The sequence below is a fragment of the Microbacterium sp. 05T445 genome (assembly GCF_056395865.1).
Genome location: NZ_JBFTKJ010000001.1, coordinates 110,847 through 136,112 on the forward strand (window position 1 = coordinate 110,847; position 25,266 = coordinate 136,112).

Sequence of the window (25,266 nt, forward strand, 5' to 3'; positions counted from 1 at the left end):
CACGGGGTCCGCCCTCGTCGTCTCAGGCCGCGTGCCCGTCGGGCGAGGGCGGCACGTTGTGGTTGCGGCAGAACACGTTGCCCGGGTCCCAGGCGCGCTTGACGTCCGCGAGCCGCTGCATCGTCGCGTCGGGGTACATCCGGGCGGCGAACGACGGATCCGTCGAGGCGATGAAGTTGCCGTAGACCCCCGCACCGAGCGCCTCGATCCCCTGCCAGTCGGCGAGGGCACGGGCGCGCGAGGCGTCGTCGAGCATGCCGGGCACGTCGAACGCACCCGCCATCGCGAACCACGTCGCGTCGCGTGCGGGGAAGGGCGTGTCGTCCTGCGCGACGTCGCCGAACGCGCCGCCCAGCGAGCGCAGGAACGCCACCGACGCGGGGTACTGCGCGCGGAACGCGAGGAGCCGGTCGATGGCGTCGTCGTCGAGGGCGCGCAGCAGCGTGTTGCCGCCGACGAACCCGGGCATGGGCTGGTCGGGATCGAACTCGGGCGTGTGCATCAGCACGTCGGGGTAGGCCTGGACGCCGAACTCGCGCTGGACGACGCCGGGAGCGGCCGCGAGCGGTGCGAGCGCGCGGCGCGCGGCCGCCTCGTCGGTGCCGATCCAGACGGCCGTGATCGAGGCGCCGGCGGGGGCGTTGGGGTCCATCGGCGGCACGTCCATGTAGGTCACGGTGAGCTCGCGCGGGGCGTCTGCCATCAGGTCGCGCAGCGCCTCCAGCATGGGTCGCGCGTCGCCCTCCACGCCGTACACGGCGTGGACGACGCCGTCGAGCGGGTGCGCCTCGAAGTCGAACCGCGTCACGACGCCGAAGTTGCCGCCGCCGCCGCGCAGGGCCCACAGCAGCTCGGGGTGCGTGGCATGGGTCACCTCGACGACCTCGCCCCGCACCGTCACCACCTCGGCGCCGACCAGCTGGTCGGCGGCGAGCCCCCAGGCGCGCACCATCCAGCCGATCCCGCCACCGAGGGTGAGGCCGCCGACGCCCACGGACGCGGTGTCGCCCGAGCTCAGCCCCAGGCCGCGCGCGGCGAGCTCGTCGGCGACGGCGCCCCAGCGGGCACCGCCTCCGACACGGACGCGGGTGCCGTCGACGGAGATGTCGTCGAGGGCGGAGATGTCGAGGGTGAGGCCGCCGGGCACCTCGCCCCACGCGCTGTGACCGCCGCCGCGGATCATCACTTCGAGGCGTTCGGCGGAGGCGTAGCGGAGCGCGCCGCGCACGTCGTCGACGGAGGCCGCGCGGATGACGGCGGCGGGCGAACCGATGCCGGAGTGGAAACGGCGGGCCGACTCCCAGTCGGGATCGCCCGGACGGATGACGGTGCCGACGGTGGCCGTGCTGAGATCATCGCTGGTCATGACGGCCACGCTAGGCCCGGCCGCCGACATCCGGGAGGGTGTTCGCCCTCAGCGAGCCCCGTGCCACGGCGGCGCAACCGTCGGCGGGCGTAGGCTCGGCCCGTGGCGAGCATCCTCTACCTCGGCGGAACCGGAACCATCAGCGCGGCGTGCGTGCGTCGCTCGGTCGCGGAGGGGCACCGGGTGAGCGTGCTCAACCGCGGCAGCTCCCGGCGCCCGCTCCCGCCGGAGGTCGAGCTGCTGGAGGCCGACATCCGCGACACGGCCGCGGTGCGGGCGGCCGTGGGCGATCGCCGGTTCGACGTCGTCGCGGAGTTCCTCGCGTTCACCCCCGACCACGTCGCCGCCGACCTCGACCTCTTCGAGGGACGCACCGGGCAGTACGTCTTCATCAGCTCGGCCTCGGCCTACGAGAAGCCGCCGCGGCTGCTGCCGGTGACCGAGTCGACGCCGCTGCGCAACCCGTTCTGGCAGTACTCGCGCGACAAGATCGCCTGCGAGGACGTCCTCGTCGCCGCGCACCGCGAGCGCGGTCTCCCGGTGACGATCATCCGCCCGTCCCACACCTACGACGAACGGCTGCTGCCGACCCTCGGCCACTGGAACGACATCGCCCGGATGCGCGACGGTCGTCCCGTGATCGTGCACGGCGACGGCACGAGCCTGTGGACCATCACGCACGCCGACGACTTCGCCGTGGCCTTCACCGGTCTGCTGGGCAACCCCGCCGCCATCGGCGACGCGTTCACGATCACCGGCACGCACGCGCCGACCTGGAACCAGATCTACGGCTGGCTCGCGGATGCCGCGGGCGTGGCCTCCCCCGACCTCGTGCACGTCGCCTCCGACACCATCGCCGCCTTCGCCCCGGAGCTCGGTCCGGGGCTCATCGGCGACAAGGCGCACTCGATGCTGTTCGACGCGTCGAAGGTGCGCGCGCTCGTGCCGGAGTTCCGCACCACGGTGACGTTCGACGAGGGCGCGCGGCGCATCCTCGCGTACTACGACGCGCACCCGGAGGCCCAGCAGGTCGACGAGGGCCGCGACGCGGTCTTCGATCGCATCGCGGCCCATGCCCGCGCAGCGGGCTGATCGCCCCCGAACGGTCAGCGGGTGATGTCCTGCACCGTGCCCTTGTCCAGCCGCAGCCGGCGCCGCGCGCGGCGCGCCACGGCCGAGTCGTGCGTCACGACGATGAGGGTGAGCCCCTCGTCGTTGAGCGCCCGCAGCACCGCGAGGATCTCGTCGCGCATGCTCTCGTCGAGGTTGCCGGTGGGCTCGTCGGCCAGGATCACGCGCGGGCGCTTGACGATCGCCCGGGCGATCGCGACGCGCTGCTGCTGACCGCCCGACAGCTCACCCGGCCGGTGATCGGCGCGCTCGGCGAGGCCGACGTGCATGAGCGCCTCGGCGACCCGCGCCGCGCGCTCCTCCTTCGCCAGGCCGAGCGGCTCGAGCGCCATGTCGACGTTCTCGTGCGCGGTGAGGGTGGGGATCAGGTTGAACCCCTGGAACACGAACCCGATCTCGTGCGCGCGGATGCGGCCGAGCTCGCCGTTGCTCGCCGTCGCGACGTCGATCTCTCCCAGATGCACCGACCCGGTGGTGGGGCGGTCCAGGGCGCCGAGCAGCTGCAGCAGTGTCGACTTGCCGCCGCCGGTCGGCCCTTGGATGGTGACGAAGTCGCCCTCCCGGATCTCCAGATCCACCCCGGCCAGCGCCCTGACCACCCTCCCCTTCTGCGTGTACGTGCGCGTGACGCCGGTCAGGCGGTACAGCGCCGGGGGCGCGGCATCCGCTGTCCACCCCGCTGCGGTGTCTGTCATGGTCATGTCGGCTCTCCTGTCGTCGGTGTCGGTGGATGTCGGTGCCTGCGGACGCGTGATCTCGCTCATGGATGCCTCAGCCCACCGATCGGAGTGCTTCGGCCGGGCTGAGTCGCGCTGCGCGCCAGCCGCCGAACGCGCCCGCGAGGAGACCGCCGAGCACCGCGATCGCGACCGCGGCCACGACCACCCAGAGCGTCACCGGAGCCTGCAGCACGATGTCGGCCGACTGCTGGCCGGGTCCGCCGATGGTGGCGAACCCGCCGCCGGCGGGTCCGCCGCCCTGGCCGCCGGGGCCGAAGGTCTGCGCCGTAGGTGCGGTCGAGATCGTCGGGGAGACGAAGTTGATCACCCAGATGCCGATGAATCCGATGGCGAGGCCCACGGCCCCACCGATCAGCCCCTGCACCACGGACTCGCCCGCGACCTGGCCGACGACGCGGCCGTTGGACCAGCCGATCGCCTTGAGCGTGCCGAACTCTCGGGTGCGGCGCGAGACGCCGGAGATGGTGAACAGCACCGCGAGCACGAGCGCCACGGCGAGCACGATGATCGACAGCCAGGTGCCGAGGTTCGTGATCAAGGCCGACGCGCTGGAGAGCGAGCCCGACACCGTCGAGGCGAGATCGTTCTGCGAGCTGACGGTGGCGTCCGGCAGCTGCTCCTCGATGGCCGACTCCACCGACGAGATCGCGTCGGAGGAGTCCGCCTGCACGTACACCGTCGAGATCACGTCGCCGGCGCCCGAGAGCTCCTGCGCCACGTCGAGCGGAATGTAGACGTCCGCGGCGGTGTCGGCCTGGTCCGAGGTCGACCCGACGATGCCGACGACCTCGAAGTCCTCGCCGCCGACGTCCATCGTGTCGCCCACCGCGAGCTCGGCGGTCGAGGCGTACGTCGCGTCGAGCACCGCGACGTTCTCGCCCTGATCGGATGCCTCGAGACCGCGGCCGTCGGTGAGCTCCACGGCCGACAGCGGGCCGACCGCGTCCGCCCCCGGGTCCAGGCCCAGCACGCTGAACGAGTCGACGCCGAACGCCCCGCCGGCGAATCCGCCGCCGCCCTCGCCCTGCTGCGGCGGCTGCGCCTGCTCCGCCGCGCCGGAGTCCGACGTGCCGGGTGCCGACGGCAGCTCGCCCGAGAAGGTCATGTTGGTCAGGCTCAGCGCCGCGGACGCCGCCGTCACGCCGTCGACGCCGGTGACCGTGTCCAGCGCCGCAGCATCCAGCGTCGAGCGCATCGGGTCTGTGATCAGGCGGGACTGGCTCAGTTCAGTGGTGCCGTCCTCGCCCGTCGTCCCGCCGTCCTGCCCGAACTCGAACCGCGCCCCGCCCTGCCCGGGCTCGGCCTGGGCTCCCGTGACCGTGAGGTCGGTGCCGACGCCGTAGACCGACTCGAGCGCCTCCGCCTGCGCGTCGCGGACGCCCGCCGCCAGCGAGTTCACGATCATCACGAGCGCGATCGCGATCGCGAGCCCGGCGGCGACGATGATCGTCTGCTTCTTGCGGCCGGCCAGCTCCCGCCGCAGATAGGTCATGTACATGGGTCTCCTCCTGCCGGCGGGATGCCGGCCATCGAAGGGACGCTAGGGACCGCTCTCATGCGCGCCGTCGGCACGAGCTATGAGCCGGTGATGAGGGACGGCATCGGCGATCGCCGTCGGTTCACAGCCGGCGCATAGCGCGCTCCATAGGAACCGCATAGGTAGGGGGTCACAATGGACGCATGACGAGCGCTTCCCCCGCCCTCCTTCGTCCCGACGGCACCGCGCTGCGCGTCCTCGTGGTCGACGACGAGCAGATGCTCACCGACCTGCTGTCGATGGCGCTGCGGATGGAGGGCTGGGACGTCCGCACCGCCGGCTCGGGCTTCGAGGCGCTGCAGTCGGCGCGCGAGTTCGAGCCCGACGCGATGGTGCTGGACGTCATGATGCCCGACCTCGACGGCATGGCCGTCCTTCAGCGGCTGCGGCAGGCCGGCGACGACGTGCCGGTGCTGTTCCTGACGGCGAAGGACGCCGTGAGCGACCGCGTCGCGGGCCTCACCGCGGGCGGCGACGACTACGTCACCAAGCCGTTCAGCCTGGAGGAGGTCGTCGCGCGGCTGCGGGGCCTGATGCGTCGCGCCGGCACCGCCCACGCGGCCGGTGCCGAGCCGATCCTGCGCGTCGGCGACCTCAGCCTCAACGAGGACAGCCACGAGGTCGAGCGTGCGGGCCAGGAGATCGAGCTCACCGCCACCGAGTTCGAGCTGCTGCGCTACCTCATGCGCAATCAGCGCCGCGTGGTGTCGAAGGCGCAGATCCTCGACCGCGTGTGGAACTACGACTTCGGCGGCCGCTCCAGCGTCGTCGAGCTGTACATCTCCTACCTCCGCAAGAAGATCGACGCGGGCCACGAGCCCCTCATCCACACCGTGCGCGGCGTCGGCTACATGATCAAGGCGCCGCAGTGACGCCCGACGCGACCCGCGAGACCGACGTGCCCGAGGCGGATGCCGCGACGGCGGGCGCGCCGGCAGAGGATGCGGCATCCGCTCCCGCCGACGCGGAGGACGCCGCTCCACCGCGGCGCCACCCGTGGACGCTGCAGCGCAAGCTCATCGTCACCGTGGTCTCGATCACGTCCTTCATCCTCGTGCTGGTCGCGGTAGCGACCAGCGCCATCCTGGGGCAGGTGCTGGAGACGCAGCTCAACGACAACGTGCAGTCGGCAGCCCGACGGTCGACGCTCCTCGTGGCCCAGGGGGCTGCCAGCGGCCTCACCGCGGAGCAGATCCTCACCCAGCAGCCGCAGCTGCCGGGCTACTTCCTGGCGATCCAGACGCTGCCGGGGGCAGCCACCGCAGCGGTCATGACCACCGACGGCGTGATGGCACTGGACGACGACCAGATCGCCGAGATCAGCAACAGCCTGCGCAGCCAGCAGGGGCAGCTCGTCGTCACCGTCGAGGACCTCGGGACGTACCGCGTGGAGCCCCTCCAGATGGGCGGCACGTTCGCACTCGTGGGCCTGTCGCGGGAGGACGTCACCGCGACCCTCACGCGGATGCTGATCACGATCGGGCTGCTCACCGCCGGCGGCCTCATCCTGCTCTCCGTCGCGACGGCGTGGACGATCCGCCGGGGCCTGGCTCCGCTGCGCGCCGTCGCCGACACCGCGTCACGCGTGTCGGCGCAGCGCCTCGACCAGGGCGAGGTGTCCATCGCCGAGCGCGTGCCGCCTCGCGAGGCCGATCCGCGCACGGAGGTCGGCCGCGTCGGCGAGGCCCTCAACGCCCTGCTCGACCACGTCGACGAGTCGCTCGCGGCGCGCCAGCGCAACGAGGAGCGGATGCGCGCGTTCGTCGCGGACGCGAGCCATGAGCTGCGCACGCCGCTGGCGTCGATCCGCGGCTACTCGGAGCTGTCGCTGAAGGCGCTCGGGATGGACCAGGGCACCGCAACCATCGCGACCACCGAGTCGTCGCTGCAGCGGATCCAGGCGCAGTCGCTGCGGATGACCTCGCTCGTCGAGGATCTGCTCCTGCTCGCCCGGCTGGACGAGGGTCAGGAGCTCGTCTACGGCACGGTGGATCTCACGCGCCTCGCGGTCGACGCCGTCGGCGATGCCAGGCCGACCGGCCCCGACCACATCTGGGTGCTCGAGGTGGGCGACGAGCCGGTGCTCATCGCCGGCGACGCGGGGCGACTGCACCAGGTCGCCGCGAACCTCCTCGCCAACGCGCGCACGCACACCCCTGCGGGCACGACGATCACCGTGGGCGTCACCCGCGACGGGGGCGACGCCGTCCTCCGCGTGCACGACGACGGGCCCGGCATCGACCCCGCGATCGCCGACGAGCTGTTCGAGCGGTTCTCCCGCGCCGACCGGTCGCGCGCCCGCCAGACCGGCGGCACCGGCCTCGGGCTGTCGATCGCGCGGGCGATCGCCGAAGCGCACGGCGGCAGCATCCGCGTCGACAGCGCCCCCGGCGACACGACCTTCGAGGTGCGCCTGCCCGCCCGGCCCGCCGACCCGAGGGCCGACTGACCGGACGCACCGGAATCAGTAGCCGCTGAAGGCGTCGGTCGTGATCGAGCGGGCGCGCTCCAGCGCCGGCGCGAGCTCGGCGATGAGTCCCGCAGGACCCGAGATGTACGCGTGGCGTGCGCCGATGTCGGGGACGACGCGCACGAGTCCGGCGGCGTCCAGCCGCACACCCTGCGCCCACTGCCAATGCGGGGGCAGGTCGGCGGGCCGGTCACGGGTGAACACCAGCACACGGGCACCGGATGCCTCGATCTCTTCGCGATAGGCGAGCTCGGAGGCATCCGATGCCACGTACACGAGCACGATGTCGCGTTCGAGGTCGGCCGCGTGCACGTGACGCAGCTGCGACACGAAGGGCGTCACGCCGATGCCGGCGGCCACCATGAGGATCGGTGCGGCGTCGCGCTTGGGCAGCAGGAAGTCGCCCCACACGCCGGTGATCGCCAGCGCCGCGCCCGGCTGCACCTGCGCGAGGGCCTTCTTGTACGAGCTCAGCGGTTTGGCGTTGTCGCCCTCCTTGAAGGCCACCTTCAGCAGCGGAAGGTCCTCGGGCGCCGACGCGATGCTGAACTCCCGCCGCGTGCCGCGGGCGTCGGGGTGACGGTGCGGCACCTCGAGCTCGAGGTACTGCCCCGGCAGGAAGGCCAGCCGGTCGTGGACGCGGAAGGTCAGCTCCTGCACGCTGGGCGTCGGCTCCGTCCGCGAGACGAGCGTCAGGCGCACGGCGGTGCGCACCGCGAAGGCGAACGCGACGAGGTTGCCCACCAGCAGCGCCCGCTCCTGGCCGAGGGTGATGTCGCCGATCGGGATCGGCCACCCGGCGAGCACGCCGACCACCGCTGCCACCGTGAACTGCTGCCAGCGGCGCGGCGGCAGTGTGAGCGGCTCCGACAGCATGAACGCGCCCAGGAACAGGAACGGCGAGGACCACAGCACCGGCCACAGCACGTCGAGCACCTCGACCTCGACCCCGACGGCCTGGTACTGCGCCGCGACGCGGATCACCGAGACCGCGACCGCGATCACGAGGAAGACGGCGATGACCCGCACCTTCTCGGTGCGGATCAGCACGACCAGCCCCAGCAGGATCACGGGGGCGGCCAGCGCCGGCGTGCCCACCCACCAGGCCGACGCGCCGAGGCCGGGCCACACCAGGCCGAGCAGCGTCAGCACCGTCGCGCCCACGGCGGCAGGGTTGAAGATGTGCCGGCCGCGCCAGGCGAGCAGGTACTTCGACAGCGACGCCACCGCGGCCGCCAGGGCGATGCCGGCAAGGCCCGCGAGCTCGAGGGTCGGTCGCAGCACGAAGAGGAGGATGTGCGCGGTGATCAGCGACGACTCCAGCCGCCACGGCAGATTCAGCACGCGCTGGGCTGCGGCATCCACCGCCACGCACACCGCCGAGAGCACCGCCAGCGTCGCGACCAGCGGCAGCGGGCCGGGACCGACGAGATCGAACAGCGACAGCACCAGCGCGACCACGGCGAGCGTCGCCAGCGCCAGGTAGACCAGGCGGTACATCGACATCCGGCCGAGCACCGCGAAGACACGGTTCCAGAGGGCGGTCAGGTTCCCCACGTCACACCGCCTGCAGGGGCTCGTGGCGGCCCGCAGGAGGGATGATGCGGATGCCGTCGCCCGGGCGCACGACGCCGCCCTGGAGCACGACCGACATGACGCCGGCCAGCCGCACGGTGTCGCCCGCCTCATCCACGTGGACCAGCTCCTTCATGAGTCCTTCCGACAGCCCGTTGATCTGCGCGCAGGGGTTGCGCAGTCACGTGATCTCGATCACGGCGTCGTCCCCGATCGCCAGCCGCGTGCCCCGCGAGAGCCCGAGCAGATCGACACCCGCCGTGGTGATGTTCTCGCCGAGCTCGCCCGGCCGCACGGCGTGGCCGCGACCGGCCACCTCGTCGAACAGCTCGGCGTGGATGAGGTGCACCTGCCGGAGGTTCGGCGTGGTCGGGTCGCGGCGGACGCGGGACAGGTGCTGCACGGTGGCGCCGGCGTGGGCGTCGCCCTCCACGCCGACACCGGCGATCAGGGTGATGCTCTCGCGCGTCGGCTTGCTGAAGCGATGCGCGTCGTCGCGGGAGACCGCGACGACGTGTCCGGGGAGGGGCTCGGTCACCGTTCCAGGCTATTCGGTCGCGAACCCGGCGCGGTCCGGCCCCCGCCATCCGGTCCCAGGAACAGGTCGGCGCGGCAGCCGGGCGACCACTCCACACGACCATCGGTCGTCATGCGAACCCACTCGACGCCCCACTCGCGCGCCAACTGCGGGCCGCCGTCGAAGAACAGCGCCGTGGCGACCGCGTCGGCGGTCATCGCGTCTGCCGCGACCGCCCAGGTCGCGGCCATGGTGCGCACCGGCTGCCCGGTGCGCGCGTCGAGCACGTGGTGCAGCGCGGCACCCGTGGCCGAGGGCCACGCGCGCCGGTTGATCGCCGACGCGCACAGCGCGGCATCCGTCACCTCCCACACGCCGATCGCACGACGGGGGTGGAAGGGATGCTCGAGCCCGATGCGCTGCGGCCTGCCCCGCACGGCGAGGTCGCCGCCCGCGTCGACGGTGAGGTCGCCGCGTGTGGTGCGGGCGACGACGGCGAACACGAGGTCGACCAGGCGCCCTTTGCCCAGGGCGCCGACATCGATCGTCGCCGGACCGGAGAGGGTGAGCCGGCCGTCCCGCCAGCTCAGGCGATCACGCCAGTCGGCGGGCGCCGGAAGCGCGTCACGGTCGCGCAGCGAGTAGTCGGCGTCGTAGCCGAGCGCGTCCAGGGAGGCGCCCACGAGAGGGTTGACCGCTCCCCCGGTGGCCTCCGACAGGTCGGCGAACGCGTCGAGCATGGGTGCGGCATCCGGTGGAGCGGTGATCTCGCCGCCGTGAGCCAACGCGCTCACCGCCGAGTCGAGGCGGAAGCGCGACCACGTGCGGTCGAAGAGGTCGACGCAGGCCTGCACCTCCTGGCGCAGCGGCGCGGGCAGCGGCCGCTCCGACACGATCTCCCACGCCGTGCCGATCGCGTCGAAGCGCCAGACGTCCGGCGCCGCGTCCATGGCCTACTTCGCCGCTTCGGACTTGATCGTGTCGATGGCGTCGTTGAAACCGCCGCTGGTCAGCGACGACCCGGCGACCCGGCTCACCTGGATCTCGTCGATGTCCTTCCCGACGACGACGTCGGCGATGCCGCCGATGAACCGGCCCTGGTACTGCTCGGATTCCCGCTTCTGCGGGTCGCCGGTCACCTCTACGGCGGTGATCACATCGTTCTCGAGGGTCACCGTGACGCTGATCGTCTCGACCGACTCCGGCGTCGCGTACGAGCCGTCCGCGGTGTACGTGCCGTCGGCGTACGCACCCGACCCGGCGGAGCCCGCGTCGGTCGCACCCGCGTCGTCCGGCTGAGACCCGGTGTCGGTGGCCGCCGGCTCCTCCGCCTCGGAGGCGGTCGGCGCGCAGCCGGCGAGCAGCGCGATGCCGGCGGCGGCGGTCAGTGCCGCTCCGGCGCGGACGGGGCGAGAGGCGAGTGGGGTGCGGATGATGACGTCCTCCTGGCTCGGGTCCGGCATGGGTCGGGCTCGCACCGCGGTGGCGACGGGCAGCCACATGCGATCCTGTCAGCCGCTCCTATGAGATGTCTTTGAGCGTCCCCGCCCTGGGCGACGACGCCGCCCGTGCGCGCAACAGCGCCTTGAGGGCCTCGACCGCGAGGAAGATGCCGATCGAGACCACCAACGGCAGGATCCAGGATGCCGCCGCCAGCGGCCGCGACTCGAACAGCACGTTCATGAACGGCACATACGTGTAGATGAGCTGCAGGACGATCAGCGCGAGGGCCGACCACCACACGACACGGTTGCCCCGCAGCACGTCGATCGTGAGGCTCGAGCGCGTGAGGAACCGGCAGTTGAACAGGTAGGCGAGCTGCCCGAACGCGAGCATGAGCACGGCCTCCGTCCGCGCGACCTCGATGTCGACGCCGGTGGCGACGACACCGTAGAAGACGCCCATCGCGGCGCCGCCGATGAGAAGCGACACCACGAGGATGAACCCGAGCTCGCCACGATCGATGATCGGCCCGCCGCTGGCCCGCGGCGGTCGGCGCATGATGCCGCGCTCGGCGGGCTCGTACGCGAGGGCGAGGGACAGCGTGACGGCGGTGACCATGTTCACCCACAGCACCTGGACGCTGGTGAGCGGCAGCGCGAGCCCGAAGACGACGGCGACGAGAATCACGAGCGACTGCGCGCCGTTGGTCGGCAGCAGGAACACGATCGACTTGCGCAGGTTGTCGTAGATGCGCCGGCCCTCGGCGATGGCGCTGCGGATCGTCGCGAAGTTGTCGTCGGCGAGGACGAACTCGGCCGCCTCCTTCGTCGCCTCGGTGCCCTTGATGCCCATCGCGATGCCGACGTCGGCGCGGGTGAGGGCCGGGGCGTCGTTCACCCCGTCGCCGGTCATCGCGACGACCTCGCCGTGCGACTGGAGCGCCCGCACGATGCGGATCTTGTGCTCGGGGCTGGTGCGCGCGTACACGTCGACGTCGCGCACGACCTCCCGCAGCTGCTCCTGGCTGAGCGCCTCGAGCTCGGCGCCGGTCAGCACCTCGGCGTCGGGGCCGGCCAGGCCCATCTCGTGCGCGATCGACAGAGCGGTTCCGGCGTGGTCGCCGGTGATCATCTTCACGCGGATGCCGGCGGTGTGGCAGTCGGCGATCGCCTCGATCGCCTCGGGCCGCGGCGGGTCGACGATCCCCCACAGACCCAGGAACTCCAGGTCGATCAGATCGTCGAGGGCGAACTCCTCGGTGGTGGACCGCACCGGCTTGCGCGCGGCGGCGAGCACCCGCAGCCCCTGCGCGCTCAGCGCGGCCACCGCGGCCTCCCAGTGCCGCACGTCGAGCGGCTCCGCCCCGTCGGCGCCCCGCTGGGTGAGGGAGCGCTCCAGCAGTCGGTCGGGGGCGCCCTTCACGAGGATCGCACGCGAGACCTCGCCCGCCTCGCCACCGGAGCGCGCTCCTTCGTTGAGCGTCGCCATGAGCTTGTTCGCCGAATCGAACGGGATCACCGCGACCCGGCGACCGCCGGTGCTGCCGACGCCGCCCTTGATGGCCACGGCCTTGAGCGCGCCCTCGGTCGGCTCTCCGACCAGGCTCCATGCGCCGTCGTCGCCGCGGACGATGTGCGCGTCGTTGCAGAGCGTCGCGATCGCGAGGATCGCCGCCAGGTCGCCGCCGTCGGTCGCCGCCGAGCCTTCGGCCGGCACGATCTCGCCCTCGGGCGCATACCCCAGCCCCGTGACGTCGTAGTGCGCGAGCGGGGTGACGATGTGGCGCACCGTCATCTCGTTGCGCGTGAGGGTTCCGGTCTTGTCGGAGCACACCGTCGTCACCGACCCGAGCGCTTCGACCGCCGGGAGCTTGCGGGTGATGGCGTTGTGGCGGGCCATCTGCTGCACGCCGATCGCGAGCGTGATCGTGACCAGGGCGGGAAGGCCCTCGGGGATGGCGGCCACCGCGAAGCCGATCGCTGCCGAGATCAGGTCGGGGAACGGCATCCCGTGCAGGAAGCGGCCGATCATCATCATGATCGCGGCCATGCCGAGGATCACGACGGTGAGCACGCGTCCGAAGCCGTCGAGCTGCCGGGTGAGAGGGGTGGCCAGCGCCTCGGCCTCGTCGGCGAGGCTCTGGATGCGGCCGAGCTCGGTCGTGGGTCCGGTCGCGGTGACGACACCCCGGCCCTGCCCGGCGCTCACGATGGTGCCCGAGAACGCCATCGACCCGCGGTCGCCGACGCCCGCCTCGGCCCCCACCGGGTCGCTCGTCTTCGACGACGGCACCGACTCGCCGGTGAGCGCGGCCTCGTCGATGCGCAGCTGGAACGCCTGCAGCAGCCGAAGGTCCGCGGGCACCTTGTCGCCGGGCATGAGCCGGACCACATCGCCCGGCACGAGGTCCGCCGCCGGCACCGTGACCCAGCCGCCGTCGCGGCGGGCGTGCGCGTCGGCCGACAGCATGCCGCGGATGCCCGCGAGCGCCTTCTCGGCGCGCCCCTCCTGGATGTACCCGATCACCGCATTGATGATCGCGACGACCATGATGACCCAGAAGTCGAGCCAGTCGCCCATCAGCGCCTTGATCGCCGCGGCGCCGAGGAGGATGTAGATCAGGGTGTCGTTGAAGTGCGCGAGGAACCGCAGCCACGCCGGTCTGCGGGTGGGCTCGGGCAGCCGGTTCGGCCCCGCGATCTCGAGCCGGGCAGCCACCTCTTCGGTGCGCAGACCCGCGGCGTCGGCCTCGAGGTGGGCGAGCACGGCGTCGGCCGGCAGCGCCCACGGGCGCGGCACGGTCAGGCGGGCTTCGGTCAGCGGCTGCGTCATGGATGCTCCATCCTTCCCGTCGCCGCCGCCGTGTCGACCCGGTTCCGGCCTAGGCGGCCCCGTCGAACATGCTGGTGACCGAGCCGTCCTCGAACACTTCGTGGATCGCGCGGGCCAGCAGCGGTGCGATTGGCAGAATCGTAAGACTCGGGAACCGCTTCTCGTCGGGGATCGGCACCGTGTCGGTCACCACGACCTCGTCGATCGCCGGGCTCTGCAGGCGCTGGGCGGCCGGATCGCTGAAGATCGCGTGGGTGGCCGCGACGATCACCTTGACCGCGCCGTTGGCCTTGAGCGCCTCGGCAGCCTTCACGATGGTGCCGCCGGTGTCGATCATGTCGTCGACCAGGAGGCAGACACGGCCGTCGACGGCGCCGACGATCTCGTTGACGGTCACCTGGTTGGCCACGTTCGGGTCGCGGCGCTTGTGGATGATCGCGAGCGGCGCACCCAGGCTGTCGGACCACTGGTCGGCCACGCGCACGCGGCCGGTGTCGGGCGACACGACGGTCAGGCGCGCGCGGTCCTCCGCGCTGAGCGTGTTCTCGAAGTACTCGAGCAGCACCGGCTTGGCGAACAGGTGGTCGACGGGGCCGTCGAAGAAGCCCTGGATCTGCGCGGCGTGGAGGTCCACGCTCATGACGCGGTCGGCGCCCGCGGTCTTGAAGAGGTCGGCGACCAGACGCGCGCTGATCGGCTCACGGCCGCGGCCCTTCTTGTCCTGGCGCGAGTACGGGAAGTAGGGAGCGACGACGGTGATCCGCTTGGCAGACGCGCGCTTGGCGGCGTCGAGCATGATGAGGGTCTCCATCATCCACTCGTTGACCGGCGGGCCGAAGCTCTGGATCAGGAACAGGTCGCAGCCGCGGATCGAGACCTCGAACCGGGTGAGGATCTCGCCCGACGCGAACGTGCGGTACTCGGTGGGGACGAGCTCGGTGCTCAGCTGCTCGGCGACCTGCGCCGCGAGCTCGGGGTGGGAGCTGCCGCGTGCGACCACGAGGCGCTTCTTGGTCTTCGCGACCAATCCGGGGGCGATGTCATTCGCCCGGTCGAGCTCAACGGTCTTCTTCTTGCGCGCCATCGTCCGCCTTCTGTGCGCCACGGGCCTTGGCAGCGACATCCGCCGCCCCGGTTCCCGGCCTGTTCTTCTCGACCCACCCCTCGACGTTGCGCTGAGGGGCGACGCTGAGTGCCAGGGCACCGGCGGGAACATCCTTGCGGATGACGGCCCCCGCCCCGGTCTTCGCGCCATCTCCGATCCTAACGGGCGCCACGAACACGTTGTGCGACCCGGTGTGCACCTCGTCGCCGATCTCGGTGCGGTGCTTGGTCAGATCGTCGTAGTTCGCGGTGATCGCTCCGGCGCCGAGGTTGACGCCGACGCCGATCGTGGTGTCGCCGATGTACGACAGGTGGGGCACCTTGCTGCCCCGGCCGATCGTGGAGTTCTTGGTCTCGACGAAGGTGCCGATCTTGCCCTTGTCGCCGAGGTAGGTGCCGGGGCGGAGGTAGGCGAAGGGACCGACGGTGGCGCCCGCGCCGATCACCGCGAGGGTCGCATCGGTGCGCGTGACGGTGGCGCCCTCGCCGACCTCGCAGTCCACGAGGCTGGTGTCGGGACCCACGATCGCGCCGGTGGCGATCGTCGTGGCGCGGAGGATGTGCGTGTTCGGGAGGACCGTGACGTCGGGGGCGAGCGTGGCGTCCACGTCGATCCAGGTCGTCGCCGGGTCGACGATCGTCGCACCCTCGAGCTGCCAGCGCCGCACCGTGCGGGCGTTGAGCACGCGGGCGGCCTCCGCCAACTGCACGCGGTCGTTCACGCCCAGGGCAGCTGCGGCATCCGGCGCCGTCTGCGCGGCCACGGTCAGCCCGTCGCCGCGCAGCAGCGCCACGACATCGGTGAGGTACTTCTCGCCCTGGGAGTTCGCGGTGCCGACGTGCGCGAGGTGCGCCCGCAGCGGCCGGGCCTGGAAGACGTACACCCCCGCATTGATCTCGAGGATCGCGGCCTCGTCGACGGTCGCGTCCTTCTGCTCCACCAGTCGCGCCACGGCGCCCTCGGCGTCGCGGATGACCCGGCCGTAGCCGGTCGGGTCGTCGACGTGCGCGCTGAGCACGGTCGCCGCCACCCCGCGGTCGCGGTGCGTGCGGATCATCGTCGCGAGCGTCTCGACGTCGAGGAGGGGCACGTCGCCGCTGAGCACCAGCACGTCGCCGCCGAAGTCGCCGAGCGCGCCCAACGCCACCTCGACGGCACGGCCGGTGCCGGGCATCTCATCCTGGTCCACGACCACCACGCCGGGAGCGGCATCGACCACCGCGGCGGCGACGAGATCGCGCTCGTGGCGCACGACGACGACGACGCGCTCGGGCCGGAGCGCCATGGCATGCTCGAGCACGTGCCCGACAAGAGGCTGCCCGCCGATGCGGTGCAGCACCTTCGGCAGCGAGGATTTCATGCGCGTGCCCTGGCCGGCGGCCAGGACGATCACGGCCAGGTCGTCGTCACGAGTGGTGTCGGTCATGCTCCGCCGCCAGGACTCGAACCTGGGCCTCACAGCTCCAAAGGCTGTCGTGCTGCCATTACACCACGGCGGACCGCCGCTTCCGCGGCCCGTCAAGTCTGCCAGACGGCGCACCCGCTCCCGCTCGGAAGCGGGCCGCTCGGCGGCCCGCAGTGCGGCGCGGCGCGGCATCCGCCCGGATAATAGGGGGATGACGGCGCAGAGCGACGAGGTGGACCGCATCGTCGAGGCCTGGACCACGCAGCGCCCCGATCTCGACTTCTCGCCGCTGGGGGTGCTCTCCCGCGTCGACCGGCTCTCCCGCCACCTCGACCGTGCGCGACGCGACGCGTTCAAGCGCAGCGAGCTGGAGCCCTGGGAGTGGGACGTGCTGTCCGCGCTGCGCCGCGCAGGCGAGCCGTTCCAGCTGAGCCCGAAGCAGCTGCTGCTGCAGACGCTGGTCTCCAGCGGCACCATGACCAACCGCATCGACCGGCTCGTGGGGCGCCGACTCGTGCGCCGCGAGGCGGACCCCGACGACGGGCGCAGCGTCCTGGTCACTCTCACCGACGAGGGCAGGATCCGCGTGGATGCCGCGATCACGCGTCTGGTCGACGCCGAGGCCGTCCTCCTGGAGTCCCTCTCGCGCGCCGACCGCGAGCGCCTGGCGGGGCTGCTGCGCAAGCTGAGCCTGGGCTTCGACTCCGCCGCGTGACGGCGCTCACGCCTGCGCCGGCCCGGCGGCCGGCGTCCGCGTGAAAAGCAGCAGATCGGGCAGCGACGTCGCGAAGAAGTCCACCTCGTCGTCGTCCACGGACGCCGCGACCGGTTCGACCTCGCTGCGCACGGCGGCGGCGCGGACGCGTGCCGCCTCGTCGGGGCGCCCGGCGGCCTCCAGCAGGACGGCCCACCGTTCGTGCAGGGCGCGCGTGTCGGTGAGCGGATGCCGCACCTCGCCGAGCGACGGGGGCAGCCGGATCGCGCGCTCGGCGCACGCGATCGCCTCCTCGAGGTCCCCGCGCTCGCGGGCGCCGTCGCCGACGGCGGCGAGCGCCTTCTCCCACGCCGCGATGGCCTGCCCCTCGCCGCCCTCCCACGGTGAGAACCGATGGGCTTCCAGCACGCGCACCGCTTCGGCGGGGCGAGCGCAGTCGACCAGCAGGCGCGACCACGACACGGTGAGGTCGTCGCGGCCGTCCGCGAGCGCATCGGATCGCGCCTCGAGGAGGGCCAGACGCTCGTGGGCGGGTACACCGAGCCTCGCGAGCAGCTGGTCCTGCTCGTACACGAGCCGTGCCGAAGGGTCGACGGCGGCCGCGGCGGCGTACCACTGCCGGGCGGTCGCGGCGTCACCGCGCAGGTTGTAGACGACGATGGCCGCGGTGCGCCAGGCCACGGCATCCGACAGTCCTTGTGCGAAAGCCGCCTCCCACAGCGGGAGCGCGTCGACTTCGCGCCCCCGGTCCACCAGCAGCAGCGCGAGCAGCGCCGCGGCACGCGCGTCGGCGGGGTCGGCCCGCAGCGCGGCACGCAGGGCGTCGTGATCGTCCAGTCCCGATGGGAAGCACCGGGTAGGGTCGGCCCGGCGCGCGTCGCCGCGCGCCGCCGCGGCTTCGTCGCCGCGGCCGAGCGCGTCGAGCATGCAGGCGCGGTGGTAGTGGGCGATCGGCGCGACGCTGCCGGCCGCCGTCGGGGGTGCGGCGGCCGCTCGTGACGCCACGGCGATGGCGGCGCCGACATCGCCGGATCGGTGCAGCTCGAGCGCGACGTCGAGGATCGTGCGCCCGTCCGACGCGTACGCCTCTCCGCCCAGGGCCCGCATCGTCTGGTCGAGCGGATCGCGCGCACGCCACCGGCTCAGGGCGGCGGCGGCATCCGTCATCCTCCCGAGCGCGCGCAACGCCACGACCCGCGCGGCGAGCGAGCGGGAGTCGTCGGGGCGGCGGGCCAGCGACTCGTCCGCGAGGCGGAGCGCCTCGTCCCAGCGCTGCTCCGCGGCGGCGAGTCGGGCGCGGTGCAGGGATGCGGCGGCGCGCCAGCGCTCGTCCCAGGCGGCCTTCGCGAACAGCTCGTCGGCGCGGCCCCGCCGGCCCTGCCGCTGTGCGATGAGCCCAGCCAGGTATGCCGCCTCGCCGTCGCGCGGGTTCGCATTCCGACGGGTCAGGCGCGTGAGCGCGCGCTCGGCGTGGGTCTGCGCGCTCGCGTAGTCCGCGCGCTCGTATCGGTGCCACGCCAGCGCGAGGTTGCAGCGCGCATCGCCCGGGTCGCGTCGCAGCGCCTCCTCCCAGTACGGCACAGGCGAACGCGTCGGATGCCGGAACTGCTGCAGGTGCACGCCGGTGAGGTACAACTCCTCGGCCGTGGCGATCGCGTCCGGCCGGTCGGGCACCTCGGCCACCCACGGCGGGGCGGCCTCGCCGATGCGCGGACGCCAGGCCAGCAGCATCCGCCCCTCGTGCACGACGGTCACCTCCACCGTCTCGGGACCGCCCACCGCCGCGGCGATGGTCCGCACCAGCGGGCGACCCGGCGCGAGGTCGAGCTGCTCGTCGTAGACGCGCTCGCCCGCGACGGTCACCGAGACCCGCACCCCCGCGCGCACGGCGGTGACGCACACGCCGAGGTCGATGCGGTCCGTCGTGGACGCGAGATGCACGGCGGCGTCGAGGTTCGCCTGCTGCACCGTCCCGATCTCCTGGATCGGGTACCAGGCCTGCGAGAACGCCTTCGTCTCGCCGGGCTCCAGCCACGCGAAGTCGGGCTGGTTGTCGGTGTAGACCCCGGCCATCAGCTCGATGTACGGCCCGTCCGCGTCGGTGAGGTGGCGGTTCCAGGTGTGTCCGAACTCGGCTTCGCCCCACGTCCAGAGCTTCTTGCCCGGGGCGACGAAGCGATCGGCCACGTGCACGAAGCCGGCGTGTGCGCGGTGGTCGTACCCGCCGAAGAAGTCGTCCTCGGTGTCGGTGATCATGTACGACGTCGGCACCGGGATGTTGCGCGGAAAGTCCAGACGGTCGCCGCCGTCGGCATGACGCGCGGGGTAGTCGACCGCGTAGTATGGCCGGTCGGCGGCCGGATACGACGTGATGGCGCGCCGGGCGTGATCGGCGACGTACCGCACGTCCGTGGGGAAGAACGCCTGGTACGCGTCGTGCCCTGGCGCGGCGACGTTGGCCCACCAGTGGAAGGTCTGCGGCTCGTCGGTGCGGTTGTGGAGGCGCCCGACGAGCTCGACGACGGCGCGGTCGGGATGCAGCCGCACGCCGTGCATGCCCTTCATGCGCGTGAACGGGTCGTGATCGGAGCACCACACCGTCACCGAGCCGTCGTCGCCCTGCTCGATGCACGTCTCGACCGGCAGGAACGTCGCCGGACGGTGGTGCTGCGGCCAGTTGAATTCGACGCCGCCCGAGATCCACGGGCCCGCCAGCCCCACCAGCGCCGGCTTGATGACGTTGTTGCGGTAGAAGAAGTCGTTGCCGGCCGCCTTGTCGTAGCCGATGTGGATGCGCCCGCCGAGCTCGGGCATGACCATGAGCCGGATCCAGCGGTTCTCGAGGTGGATCGCGTCCCAGCGGCGTGCGACGGGCGTTTGCTGGATGCCGTCGGTGAACGGCAGCGGATAGACCCGGCCGCTCGAGCCCTGGTAGACCCGGCGGTCGAAATACATCGGGAACCGATCCGGCTCGCGCGGTTCGTAGGTGCGGATCTCGACGGGTTCGCGCCACGCGATCGCGGCGCCGCCCTCCAGGCGCGCGCGCAGGTCGTCGGGAGCGTCGGGCAGCGAGATGGCGTCGTCGGTCACCTGTCCATCCCAACGGACCGCGCTCGGTGCGGGAATGGCGTTTCCGCCGTCATACCTGGCAGATTCGACGATCCGACCCGGCGCGAGCGAGAATCGGCTCATGCCGATCGCCGAGGGCTTCACCCGCCAGCGCCTGGTGGTCGTGCCGCGTCCGGTCGTCGAGGCCGCGCTGCAGCGCGACGTCACCCGCCGCCTCACCGTCACCGATGTCGGGCATTTCCCGGATGCCGCCGACCACGGCGTGACGCGTCCGCGCGGCGCCGACGAGACGATCCTCGTCGTCTGCAGCGCCGGCAGCGGGTGGCTGCGCCTGGGCGACCGGCGCTTCGACGTCGCCGCGGGAAGCGCCTTCGTGATCCCGCTCGGCGCACGGCACTCCTATGGCGCCTCCGACGGAGATCCCTGGACGGTGTGGTGGTGCCATCTGCGCGGCGAGGCCGTCGCCGAGCTCATGCGGGCGACCGGGGCGACGCCGGATGCGCCGGTGCTCCCCCTGCACCGACCGGAGCGGCCGATCGCGCTGATCGACGAGATGATCGCGACGCTCGCCGAGGACCAGTCGTGGCCGCGGCTGATGCTCGCCTCCGGCGCGGCGTTCGCCCTCGGCACGGTGATCGCCGGCGACCGCCTGCTGCCGGCGCCCGGAGACCCGGTGCGACGCGCGATGGACTACCTCGCGCAGTGCGTCGACCGGCCGGTGCGCGTCGCGGAGGTCGCCGCGCTGGTGAACCTCTCCCCCTCGCATCTGACCTCGCTGTTCCGGCGCGCGACCGGCGGCGGCGTGCTCGCCCACCACGCGTCGCTGCGCATGGCGGGAGCCCGCCGGCTTCTCGACGGCACCGCCGCCCCGGTGGCCGACATCGCCCGGGAGCTCGGCTACGACGATCCGTTCGTCTTCTCCCGCGCGTTCCGTCGCCACCACGCGATGAGTCCCCGCGCCTACCGCAACCGCGACTCCTAGCGCCTGAGTCGGAGCTCGAAGCCGGCGCTCCAGTGCGCGTCCGGGGCGATCCAGGTCAGCGACTCCCCGGTGCGCAGCGCGTTGGGCGGCGCCGACATCGGCTCGATGGCGATGGCGCGCCGCGGGCCGTCGTCGGTCGGCAGCGCCGGCGCGACGTACAGCTGCGTCCATCGCAGGTCGGCATCGGCGAGGATCTCCAGGCGAGGGCCCCCGGGAGCGTGGAGCCGGTGGACGAGCGGCTTCGGCGGACCGGATGCCGCGTAGCACGCATGCCGGTCGCCCCCGCCCACCCGCACCCCGGCGCGCAGGTCTGCGTCGGTGGCGGCGACGTCGCGTCGGGTCCGCGGGATGTACGCCTCGTCGAACCCGAGCTCGACATCGCCGTCCACGGTGAGCGTCAGCTCGGCGGTGGGAACGTCTCCGATACGGAGGTAGGGGTGGTGCCCGGCGGCGAACGGCGCCGGGACGGCGGACTCGTTCACGGCGGCGATCTCGACGCGGATGCCGTCGGCCAGCGCGTCGTAGGAGACCTCGACGTCGACGCGGAAGGGGTAGCCGGGGGCGCCGTCGATGAGGCATCCGAGCACGACACGGCCGGGAGCACGCTCCCGCAGCTCGAGGTCCCGCGTGGCGAGCAGTCCGTGGATCGCGTGCCCGGTGGCCGGTTCGGTGACCTCCAGCCGGTGCACGATCCCGTCGTGCTCCCAGCACGCATCCTCGACGCGATTCACCCACGGCGCGAGGACGAGACCGGCCGCGCCGGGACCTGTATGCGTCGTGACGGTGGGCTCGACGATGGCGACTCCATCGACGTCCGCTGCCACCAGAGCCCCGCCGCGGGACGAGACGGTCGCCGTCACCCCGCCCATGGCGAGTTCGAACAGCGCAGGGCGACGCGCGCGGATAAAGGGCATCTCACCAGGTTAGACTGGGCTAGCGATTACCGATAACCGATTGGATGGGTCGTGTCAGAATCCACGGAGACGCCGCTCGAGCTGGATCGCGGGCTGCTGTCCGACCGAATCTATGAGCTCGTCGGGTCGATGATCAAGGATTCCGTCCTCAAGCCCGGCGAACAGGTCGTCGAATCCCAGCTCGCGCGCCGCCTCGGCGTGAGCCAGGCACCCGTCCGCGAAGCGCTCAAGCGCCTCACTCACGACGGGCTGATCACCCACGTGCGCCACCACGGCAGCTTCGTGGCCGAGTACTCCAAGCAAGAGGCCGACGACGCGCGCATCGCTCGCATGGCGTTGGAAGGCATGGCCGCGCGGCTGCTGCACGGCCGCCTGGACGACGACACGCGCGCGCGCCTCGAGCAGCTGGTGGCAGCGATGCACGACGCCGCGGACCGCGACGACATCGCCTCGTTCCGCGAGCGCGACTTCGAGTTCCACCGCAGCATGATCGAGGCCAGCGGCAACACGTACCTTCCCCGCATGTGGGACATCGTCGAGCCGAGCCTCCGGTCGATGCACGTGCTGTCGGACCCGATGTACGACGGCGACTGGCATGGGGTCGCCGAGATGCACCGTCAGCTCATCGGGGCGCTTGACGAGGCAGACGCCGAGAGCGCAGTCGACCTGTTCGTCGGGCACGCCATGGGACTGGCGACCAAGCCCGAGCACCCCATCGGCCCGGCGATCGACCGGACGATCGCGGCCGCCCGTGCGGTGTATCCCACATAGCCGCGCATCCTGCGGGATCCACGTCCGAGACCGCCCGCGCCGTGAGGCGCGGGCGGTCTCTTCTCATCTGCGGTCAGTCGATGCTGACGTCGTCGAAGTAGACGTTCCCGCTGCGGTTGTCGGCCCACCAGTCGCCCAGCTGCACACGATCGAACTGCGTGCTCGCGGCATCCTGCGCCACCACCGTGTCGTCGATCTTCATCGTCAGACCGCTCGCCGAGTAGACCCATTCGAACTTGTGCCACCCCGTGCTGCGGGCGACGTCGGTCGCCACGAAGCTCGTTCCCACGCGGTACGCGTAGTGCGTCGCCGACGTCGGCGTCGCGACCCCGAGCGCGCGGTAGAGCGTCCCGGTGTCGCCCATGCCGGCGTTGACCGCGACCTGCAGCGAGGAGTCGGCCGCATCGTCGTAGAACCATGCGGTCACCGTCGCGTCGGTGCGCGGGGCCCCGGTGTAGTGGGTGAGGAGCTCGCGGTCCGCCACCAGCGTGTGGCTGTTGCTGCCGCCATGCACCTGCGCGGTGCTGGGATGCCCCGTGCCCGACCAGCCGGTCAGCCCGAGATCGAGCGCGTCCTGGGTGGACTTGCGCATGCGCTCGAACGGGATCTGCTCGAACCCGGGCACCTTCGCGAACACCGGAGAGTCCGGCGCGAGCGTGAGATCGCCGTTGACCTGATCGACGAAGCGCAGATCCTCGGTGGCGACCCAGTTGTCCGCGACCGTGCCGGTCTGCACCGCCTCCTTCGCGATGCTGGGGGCGGGGCTCCCACTGAAGACGTTCCGCTGGACCGAGTTGTACTTCGGCACGCAGGGCTGGTCCTGCAGCAGCGTCACCAGCCATGGGTACCTGCTCGCCCACGGCTCCTCGGAGTAGGGCATGGCCTTCAGCGACTGCTCCATGCCGCCGCCAGGGGCGCAGTGACCGCCGGCCCAGCCGAGACCGCGGTTGTCGAGCGAGAACGCATGCGCGCTGCCGACGATGAGGTTGTTCTCGATGACGTTCGAGCGACCGCCGCCGATGAGGAACGGCCGCGGCACGTTCGCGATGACGTTGCCGGTGACGGTGATGCCGCTGGTGAGGTCGTCGAGGTAGATGCCCTCCTGGTCATTGCCCGGAGCACCCTTGCCGCCCACGTCGTGCACGTAGTTGTAGCGGATCACGGTGCCGGTCCAGCTCCAGTTGCGCACGGTGTAGATTGCGCCCGAGTCGGCCGTCGCCTTCACGACGTCGTGGACGTCGTTGTACTCGATGACGTGGTCGTTGCCCTCGAACGCGATCGCCTGGTGCGGTGCGTCGAAGATGTGGTTGTCGCCGGCGGTGTTGCCGACGCCCGAGAGCATCACGCCGGGGTTGTAGGTGAGCGCGAGCCGGCTGAACGCGTGGATCGTGTTGCCGGATGCCGCGTTGCCGGCCGCCGCGAGCGAGGCGCGGTCGCCACCGCCGACGAAGGCGCCGCCGTGCCCGACCCGGGTGATCTCGCTGTCGCGGATGACGTTGTCGGAGCCGCCCTCGATGCGCACGCCCCAGCCGCCGAGGTCCGCGATCACAGCACGCTCGATAGCGTTGTGGTCGCCGGAGCGGACCACCACGCCGTCGCCGCGGGTGTTGCCGATCTGGATGCCCTCGAAGCGCACGTGCGAGGCCCCGTCGATGACGACGACCGGGTCGGTGAGCAGCGACAGGTCGACCTTCTTGCCGGAGAGGTCGGCCGGCGGGAGGAAGTAGAGCTTCGACCCTTCCCGGTCGAGGTAGTACTCGCCGGGCGCGTCGAGCTCCTCGGGGACGTTGTAGTAGTAATAGCGCTGGCCGGAACGCACCGTGTAGTGCGAGGCCGAGCCGGTGGTGATCTGGGCGGTGGCGGGGTCGACAGAGGCGATGGGGAGATTCCCGTCCGCCCAGTCCCAGTACCAGTACCCGTACATCCACGCGCCCTCGGTGCTGGCCCATGTCTCGGGCCGGTCGTCGGTGTACGTGAAGGTCGCGCCGTGGTCGTACACCTCTGGCAGCGGCCGAGTGGTCGCATTGCCGCCGAGCACCTGGCGGGGGTTGCCGCCCGGATCGACGACGTTCCCCACGCGGGCGAAGGTGCCGGCATCCGGATAGCGCGCGAGCACCATCGGGCTGCCGTCGAAGAAGATCTCGGCGGGCTCGTCGCCGCGCGGCAGCCCGTAGCCGGTCTGCAGGATGCCGCCGAGATCGGTCATGCCGTCGGCCGCGAGGTCGTACTGCACGATGCGATCGCGCACCTCGGGTCGCAGCCGCGCTCCGACACCGTCGGCGGTCGCGCGGACGAAGCGGTCGCCGTCGAGCGCGGCACCGCCGGTCAGGCGCACCGACTCTCCGGGGTACGCGCGGTAGGTGATGGGCGCGGCCTCGGTTCCGCCATCCTGCGCGCCGAGCGTGAAGCTGGCGTCGCGCACGTACTCGCCGCCGCGCAGGATGACCGTCACTCCCCCGGCGGGCAACGTGCCCTGGGCGTTCATGACACGGATCGCGGCGCGGGCCTTCTCGAGCGTGCGGAACGGCGACGCCTCGGTCCCCCGGCCGCCGTTGGAACCGGACGGCGAGACGAAGATCTCACTCGTGGGAGGCGTGGGGGCCGCCAGGGCGGGAGCTGCCGGGATCAGCAGCGCCGCGGCCGCCACGAGGGCGATCGGCAATCGGGCACGGATGCGCAGGGGCATGGGGAGTC

The 25,266-nt window shown here is 72.1% G+C and carries 18 protein-coding genes, 1 tRNA gene and 1 pseudogene; 6 read left to right on the forward strand and 14 right to left on the reverse strand.

What is annotated here, in order from left to right:
* Nucleotides 1-22: 22 nt before the first annotated feature.
* Complete coding sequence (locus AC1DDU_RS00575; RefSeq protein ID WP_477430686.1) at nucleotides 23-1,366, reverse strand: FAD-binding oxidoreductase; 1,344 nt, start codon at nucleotides 1,364-1,366, stop codon at nucleotides 23-25.
* A gap of 102 nt (nucleotides 1,367-1,468) precedes the next feature.
* Between AC1DDU_RS00575 and AC1DDU_RS00580 the strand changes: the two genes are divergently transcribed.
* The gene (locus AC1DDU_RS00580; RefSeq protein ID WP_477430687.1) at nucleotides 1,469-2,458 is read left to right on the forward strand and encodes an SDR family oxidoreductase; all 990 of its coding nucleotides are present in this window, start codon (nucleotides 1,469-1,471) and stop codon (nucleotides 2,456-2,458) included.
* Between the two features lie 14 nt (nucleotides 2,459-2,472).
* On the opposite strand, the gene AC1DDU_RS00585 is transcribed toward AC1DDU_RS00580, so the two are convergent.
* Together AC1DDU_RS00585 and AC1DDU_RS00590 are read right to left on the reverse strand one after the other, a co-directional pair.
* Nucleotides 2,473-3,198 (reverse strand): ABC transporter ATP-binding protein, encoded by a 726-nt coding sequence (locus tag AC1DDU_RS00585; protein ID WP_477430688.1) that lies wholly within the window; start codon nucleotides 3,196-3,198, stop codon nucleotides 2,473-2,475.
* A 70-nt stretch (nucleotides 3,199-3,268) separates the two neighbouring features.
* Nucleotides 3,269-4,735: an ABC transporter permease gene (locus tag AC1DDU_RS00590; RefSeq protein ID WP_477430689.1), complete on the reverse strand. Its 1,467-nt coding sequence runs from the start codon at nucleotides 4,733-4,735 to the stop codon at nucleotides 3,269-3,271.
* Between the two features lie 182 nt (nucleotides 4,736-4,917).
* On the opposite strand from AC1DDU_RS00590, the gene AC1DDU_RS00595 reads away from it, so the two are divergent.
* Together AC1DDU_RS00595 and AC1DDU_RS00600 are read left to right on the forward strand one after the other, a co-directional pair.
* Nucleotides 4,918-5,646 (forward strand): response regulator transcription factor, encoded by a 729-nt coding sequence (locus AC1DDU_RS00595; protein WP_477430690.1) that lies wholly within the window; start codon nucleotides 4,918-4,920, stop codon nucleotides 5,644-5,646.
* Nucleotides 5,643-7,223: a sensor histidine kinase gene (locus tag AC1DDU_RS00600; RefSeq protein ID WP_477430691.1), complete on the forward strand. Its 1,581-nt coding sequence runs from the start codon at nucleotides 5,643-5,645 to the stop codon at nucleotides 7,221-7,223. Before AC1DDU_RS00595 ends, AC1DDU_RS00600 begins: the two co-directional genes overlap by 4 nt.
* Nucleotides 7,224-7,238: 15 nt before the next feature.
* On the opposite strand, the gene AC1DDU_RS00605 is transcribed toward AC1DDU_RS00600, so the two are convergent.
* The 8 genes and pseudogenes from AC1DDU_RS00605 to AC1DDU_RS00640 all read right to left on the reverse strand — a co-directional run bounded on the left by AC1DDU_RS00605 (nucleotide 7,239) and on the right by AC1DDU_RS00640 (nucleotide 16,215).
* Nucleotides 7,239-8,801 (reverse strand): FAD-dependent oxidoreductase, encoded by a 1,563-nt coding sequence (locus AC1DDU_RS00605; protein ID WP_477430692.1) that lies wholly within the window; start codon nucleotides 8,799-8,801, stop codon nucleotides 7,239-7,241.
* 1 nt (nucleotide 8,802) lies between these two features.
* Nucleotides 8,803-9,357: pseudogene (locus tag AC1DDU_RS00610) on the reverse strand (MOSC domain-containing protein).
* Nucleotides 9,354-10,286, reverse strand: a complete 933-nt coding sequence (locus AC1DDU_RS00615; protein ID WP_477430693.1) for an FAD:protein FMN transferase — start codon at nucleotides 10,284-10,286, stop codon at nucleotides 9,354-9,356. Before AC1DDU_RS00615 ends, AC1DDU_RS00610 begins: the two are co-directional and overlap by 4 nt.
* Before the next feature lie 3 nt (nucleotides 10,287-10,289).
* Nucleotides 10,290-10,772 (reverse strand): FMN-binding protein, encoded by a 483-nt coding sequence (locus AC1DDU_RS00620; RefSeq protein ID WP_477433383.1) that lies wholly within the window; start codon nucleotides 10,770-10,772, stop codon nucleotides 10,290-10,292.
* A gap of 85 nt (nucleotides 10,773-10,857) precedes the next feature.
* Nucleotides 10,858-13,611 carry a cation-translocating P-type ATPase gene (locus AC1DDU_RS00625; RefSeq protein WP_477430694.1) on the reverse strand — a complete coding sequence of 918 codons (2,754 nt, stop codon included), beginning with the start codon at nucleotides 13,609-13,611 and terminating at the stop codon, nucleotides 10,858-10,860.
* 49 nt (nucleotides 13,612-13,660) lie between these two features.
* Nucleotides 13,661-14,695: a ribose-phosphate diphosphokinase gene (locus AC1DDU_RS00630; RefSeq protein ID WP_477430695.1), complete on the reverse strand. Its 1,035-nt coding sequence runs from the start codon at nucleotides 14,693-14,695 to the stop codon at nucleotides 13,661-13,663.
* The gene (gene glmU / locus AC1DDU_RS00635; RefSeq protein WP_477430696.1) at nucleotides 14,670-16,142 is read right to left on the reverse strand and encodes a bifunctional UDP-N-acetylglucosamine diphosphorylase/glucosamine-1-phosphate N-acetyltransferase GlmU; all 1,473 of its coding nucleotides are present in this window, start codon (nucleotides 16,140-16,142) and stop codon (nucleotides 14,670-14,672) included. The genes AC1DDU_RS00630 and glmU overlap by 26 nt, the downstream gene beginning before the upstream one ends.
* A 1-nt stretch (nucleotide 16,143) precedes the next feature.
* Nucleotides 16,144-16,215, reverse strand: a tRNA-Gln gene (locus AC1DDU_RS00640).
* Nucleotides 16,216-16,332: 117 nt separating this feature from the next.
* Here AC1DDU_RS00640 and AC1DDU_RS00645 point away from each other — a divergent pair.
* Nucleotides 16,333-16,836: a MarR family winged helix-turn-helix transcriptional regulator gene (locus AC1DDU_RS00645; protein WP_477430697.1), complete on the forward strand. Its 504-nt coding sequence runs from the start codon at nucleotides 16,333-16,335 to the stop codon at nucleotides 16,834-16,836.
* Between the two features lie 6 nt (nucleotides 16,837-16,842).
* Here the strand turns inward: AC1DDU_RS00645 and AC1DDU_RS00650 are convergent, their stop codons facing one another.
* Nucleotides 16,843-19,926 (reverse strand): DUF5107 domain-containing protein, encoded by a 3,084-nt coding sequence (locus tag AC1DDU_RS00650; protein WP_477430698.1) that lies wholly within the window; start codon nucleotides 19,924-19,926, stop codon nucleotides 16,843-16,845.
* 100 nt (nucleotides 19,927-20,026) lie between these two features.
* On the opposite strand from AC1DDU_RS00650, the gene AC1DDU_RS00655 reads away from it, so the two are divergent.
* Nucleotides 20,027-20,887: a helix-turn-helix domain-containing protein gene (locus AC1DDU_RS00655; protein WP_477430699.1), complete on the forward strand. Its 861-nt coding sequence runs from the start codon at nucleotides 20,027-20,029 to the stop codon at nucleotides 20,885-20,887.
* Here the strand turns inward: AC1DDU_RS00655 and AC1DDU_RS00660 are convergent.
* A complete protein-coding gene (locus tag AC1DDU_RS00660; RefSeq protein ID WP_477430700.1) occupies nucleotides 20,884-21,801 on the reverse strand; it encodes an aldose epimerase family protein in 918 nt (305 codons plus the stop codon). The two genes, AC1DDU_RS00655 and AC1DDU_RS00660, sit on opposite strands and share 4 nt — an antisense overlap.
* Nucleotides 21,802-21,852: 51 nt before the next feature.
* On the opposite strand from AC1DDU_RS00660, the gene AC1DDU_RS00665 reads away from it, so the two are divergent.
* Complete coding sequence (locus tag AC1DDU_RS00665) at nucleotides 21,853-22,572, forward strand: GntR family transcriptional regulator (RefSeq protein ID WP_477430701.1); 720 nt, start codon at nucleotides 21,853-21,855, stop codon at nucleotides 22,570-22,572.
* A gap of 73 nt (nucleotides 22,573-22,645) precedes the next feature.
* Here AC1DDU_RS00665 and AC1DDU_RS00670 read toward each other — a convergent pair whose 3' ends face one another.
* A complete protein-coding gene (locus AC1DDU_RS00670; RefSeq protein WP_477430702.1) occupies nucleotides 22,646-25,258 on the reverse strand; it encodes a right-handed parallel beta-helix repeat-containing protein in 2,613 nt (870 codons plus the stop codon).
* Nucleotides 25,259-25,266 lie beyond the last annotated feature (8 nt).

Coding starts and splice junctions, on each gene's coding strand:
- AC1DDU_RS00575 (WP_477430686.1), bottom strand. CDS start 1,366: ATGACCAGCGATGATCTCAGCACGGCCACCGTCGGCACCGTCATCCGT.
- AC1DDU_RS00585 (WP_477430688.1), bottom strand. CDS start 3,198: ATGACCATGACAGACACCGCAGCGGGGTGGACAGCGGATGCCGCGCCC.
- AC1DDU_RS00590 (WP_477430689.1), bottom strand. CDS start 4,735: ATGTACATGACCTATCTGCGGCGGGAGCTGGCCGGCCGCAAGAAGCAG.
- AC1DDU_RS00595 (WP_477430690.1), top strand. CDS start 4,918: ATGACGAGCGCTTCCCCCGCCCTCCTTCGTCCCGACGGCACCGCGCTG.
- AC1DDU_RS00615 (WP_477430693.1), bottom strand. CDS start 10,286: ATGGACGCGGCGCCGGACGTCTGGCGCTTCGACGCGATCGGCACGGCG.
- AC1DDU_RS00625 (WP_477430694.1), bottom strand. CDS start 13,611: ATGACGCAGCCGCTGACCGAAGCCCGCCTGACCGTGCCGCGCCCGTGG.
- AC1DDU_RS00630 (WP_477430695.1), bottom strand. CDS start 14,695: ATGGCGCGCAAGAAGAAGACCGTTGAGCTCGACCGGGCGAATGACATC.
- glmU (WP_477430696.1), bottom strand. CDS start 16,142: ATGACCGACACCACTCGTGACGACGACCTGGCCGTGATCGTCCTGGCC.
- AC1DDU_RS00645 (WP_477430697.1), top strand. CDS start 16,333: ATGACGGCGCAGAGCGACGAGGTGGACCGCATCGTCGAGGCCTGGACC.
- AC1DDU_RS00655 (WP_477430699.1), top strand. CDS start 20,027: ATGCCGATCGCCGAGGGCTTCACCCGCCAGCGCCTGGTGGTCGTGCCG.
- AC1DDU_RS00660 (WP_477430700.1), bottom strand. CDS start 21,801: ATGCCCTTTATCCGCGCGCGTCGCCCTGCGCTGTTCGAACTCGCCATG.
- AC1DDU_RS00670 (WP_477430702.1), bottom strand. CDS start 25,258: ATGCCCCTGCGCATCCGTGCCCGATTGCCGATCGCCCTCGTGGCGGCC.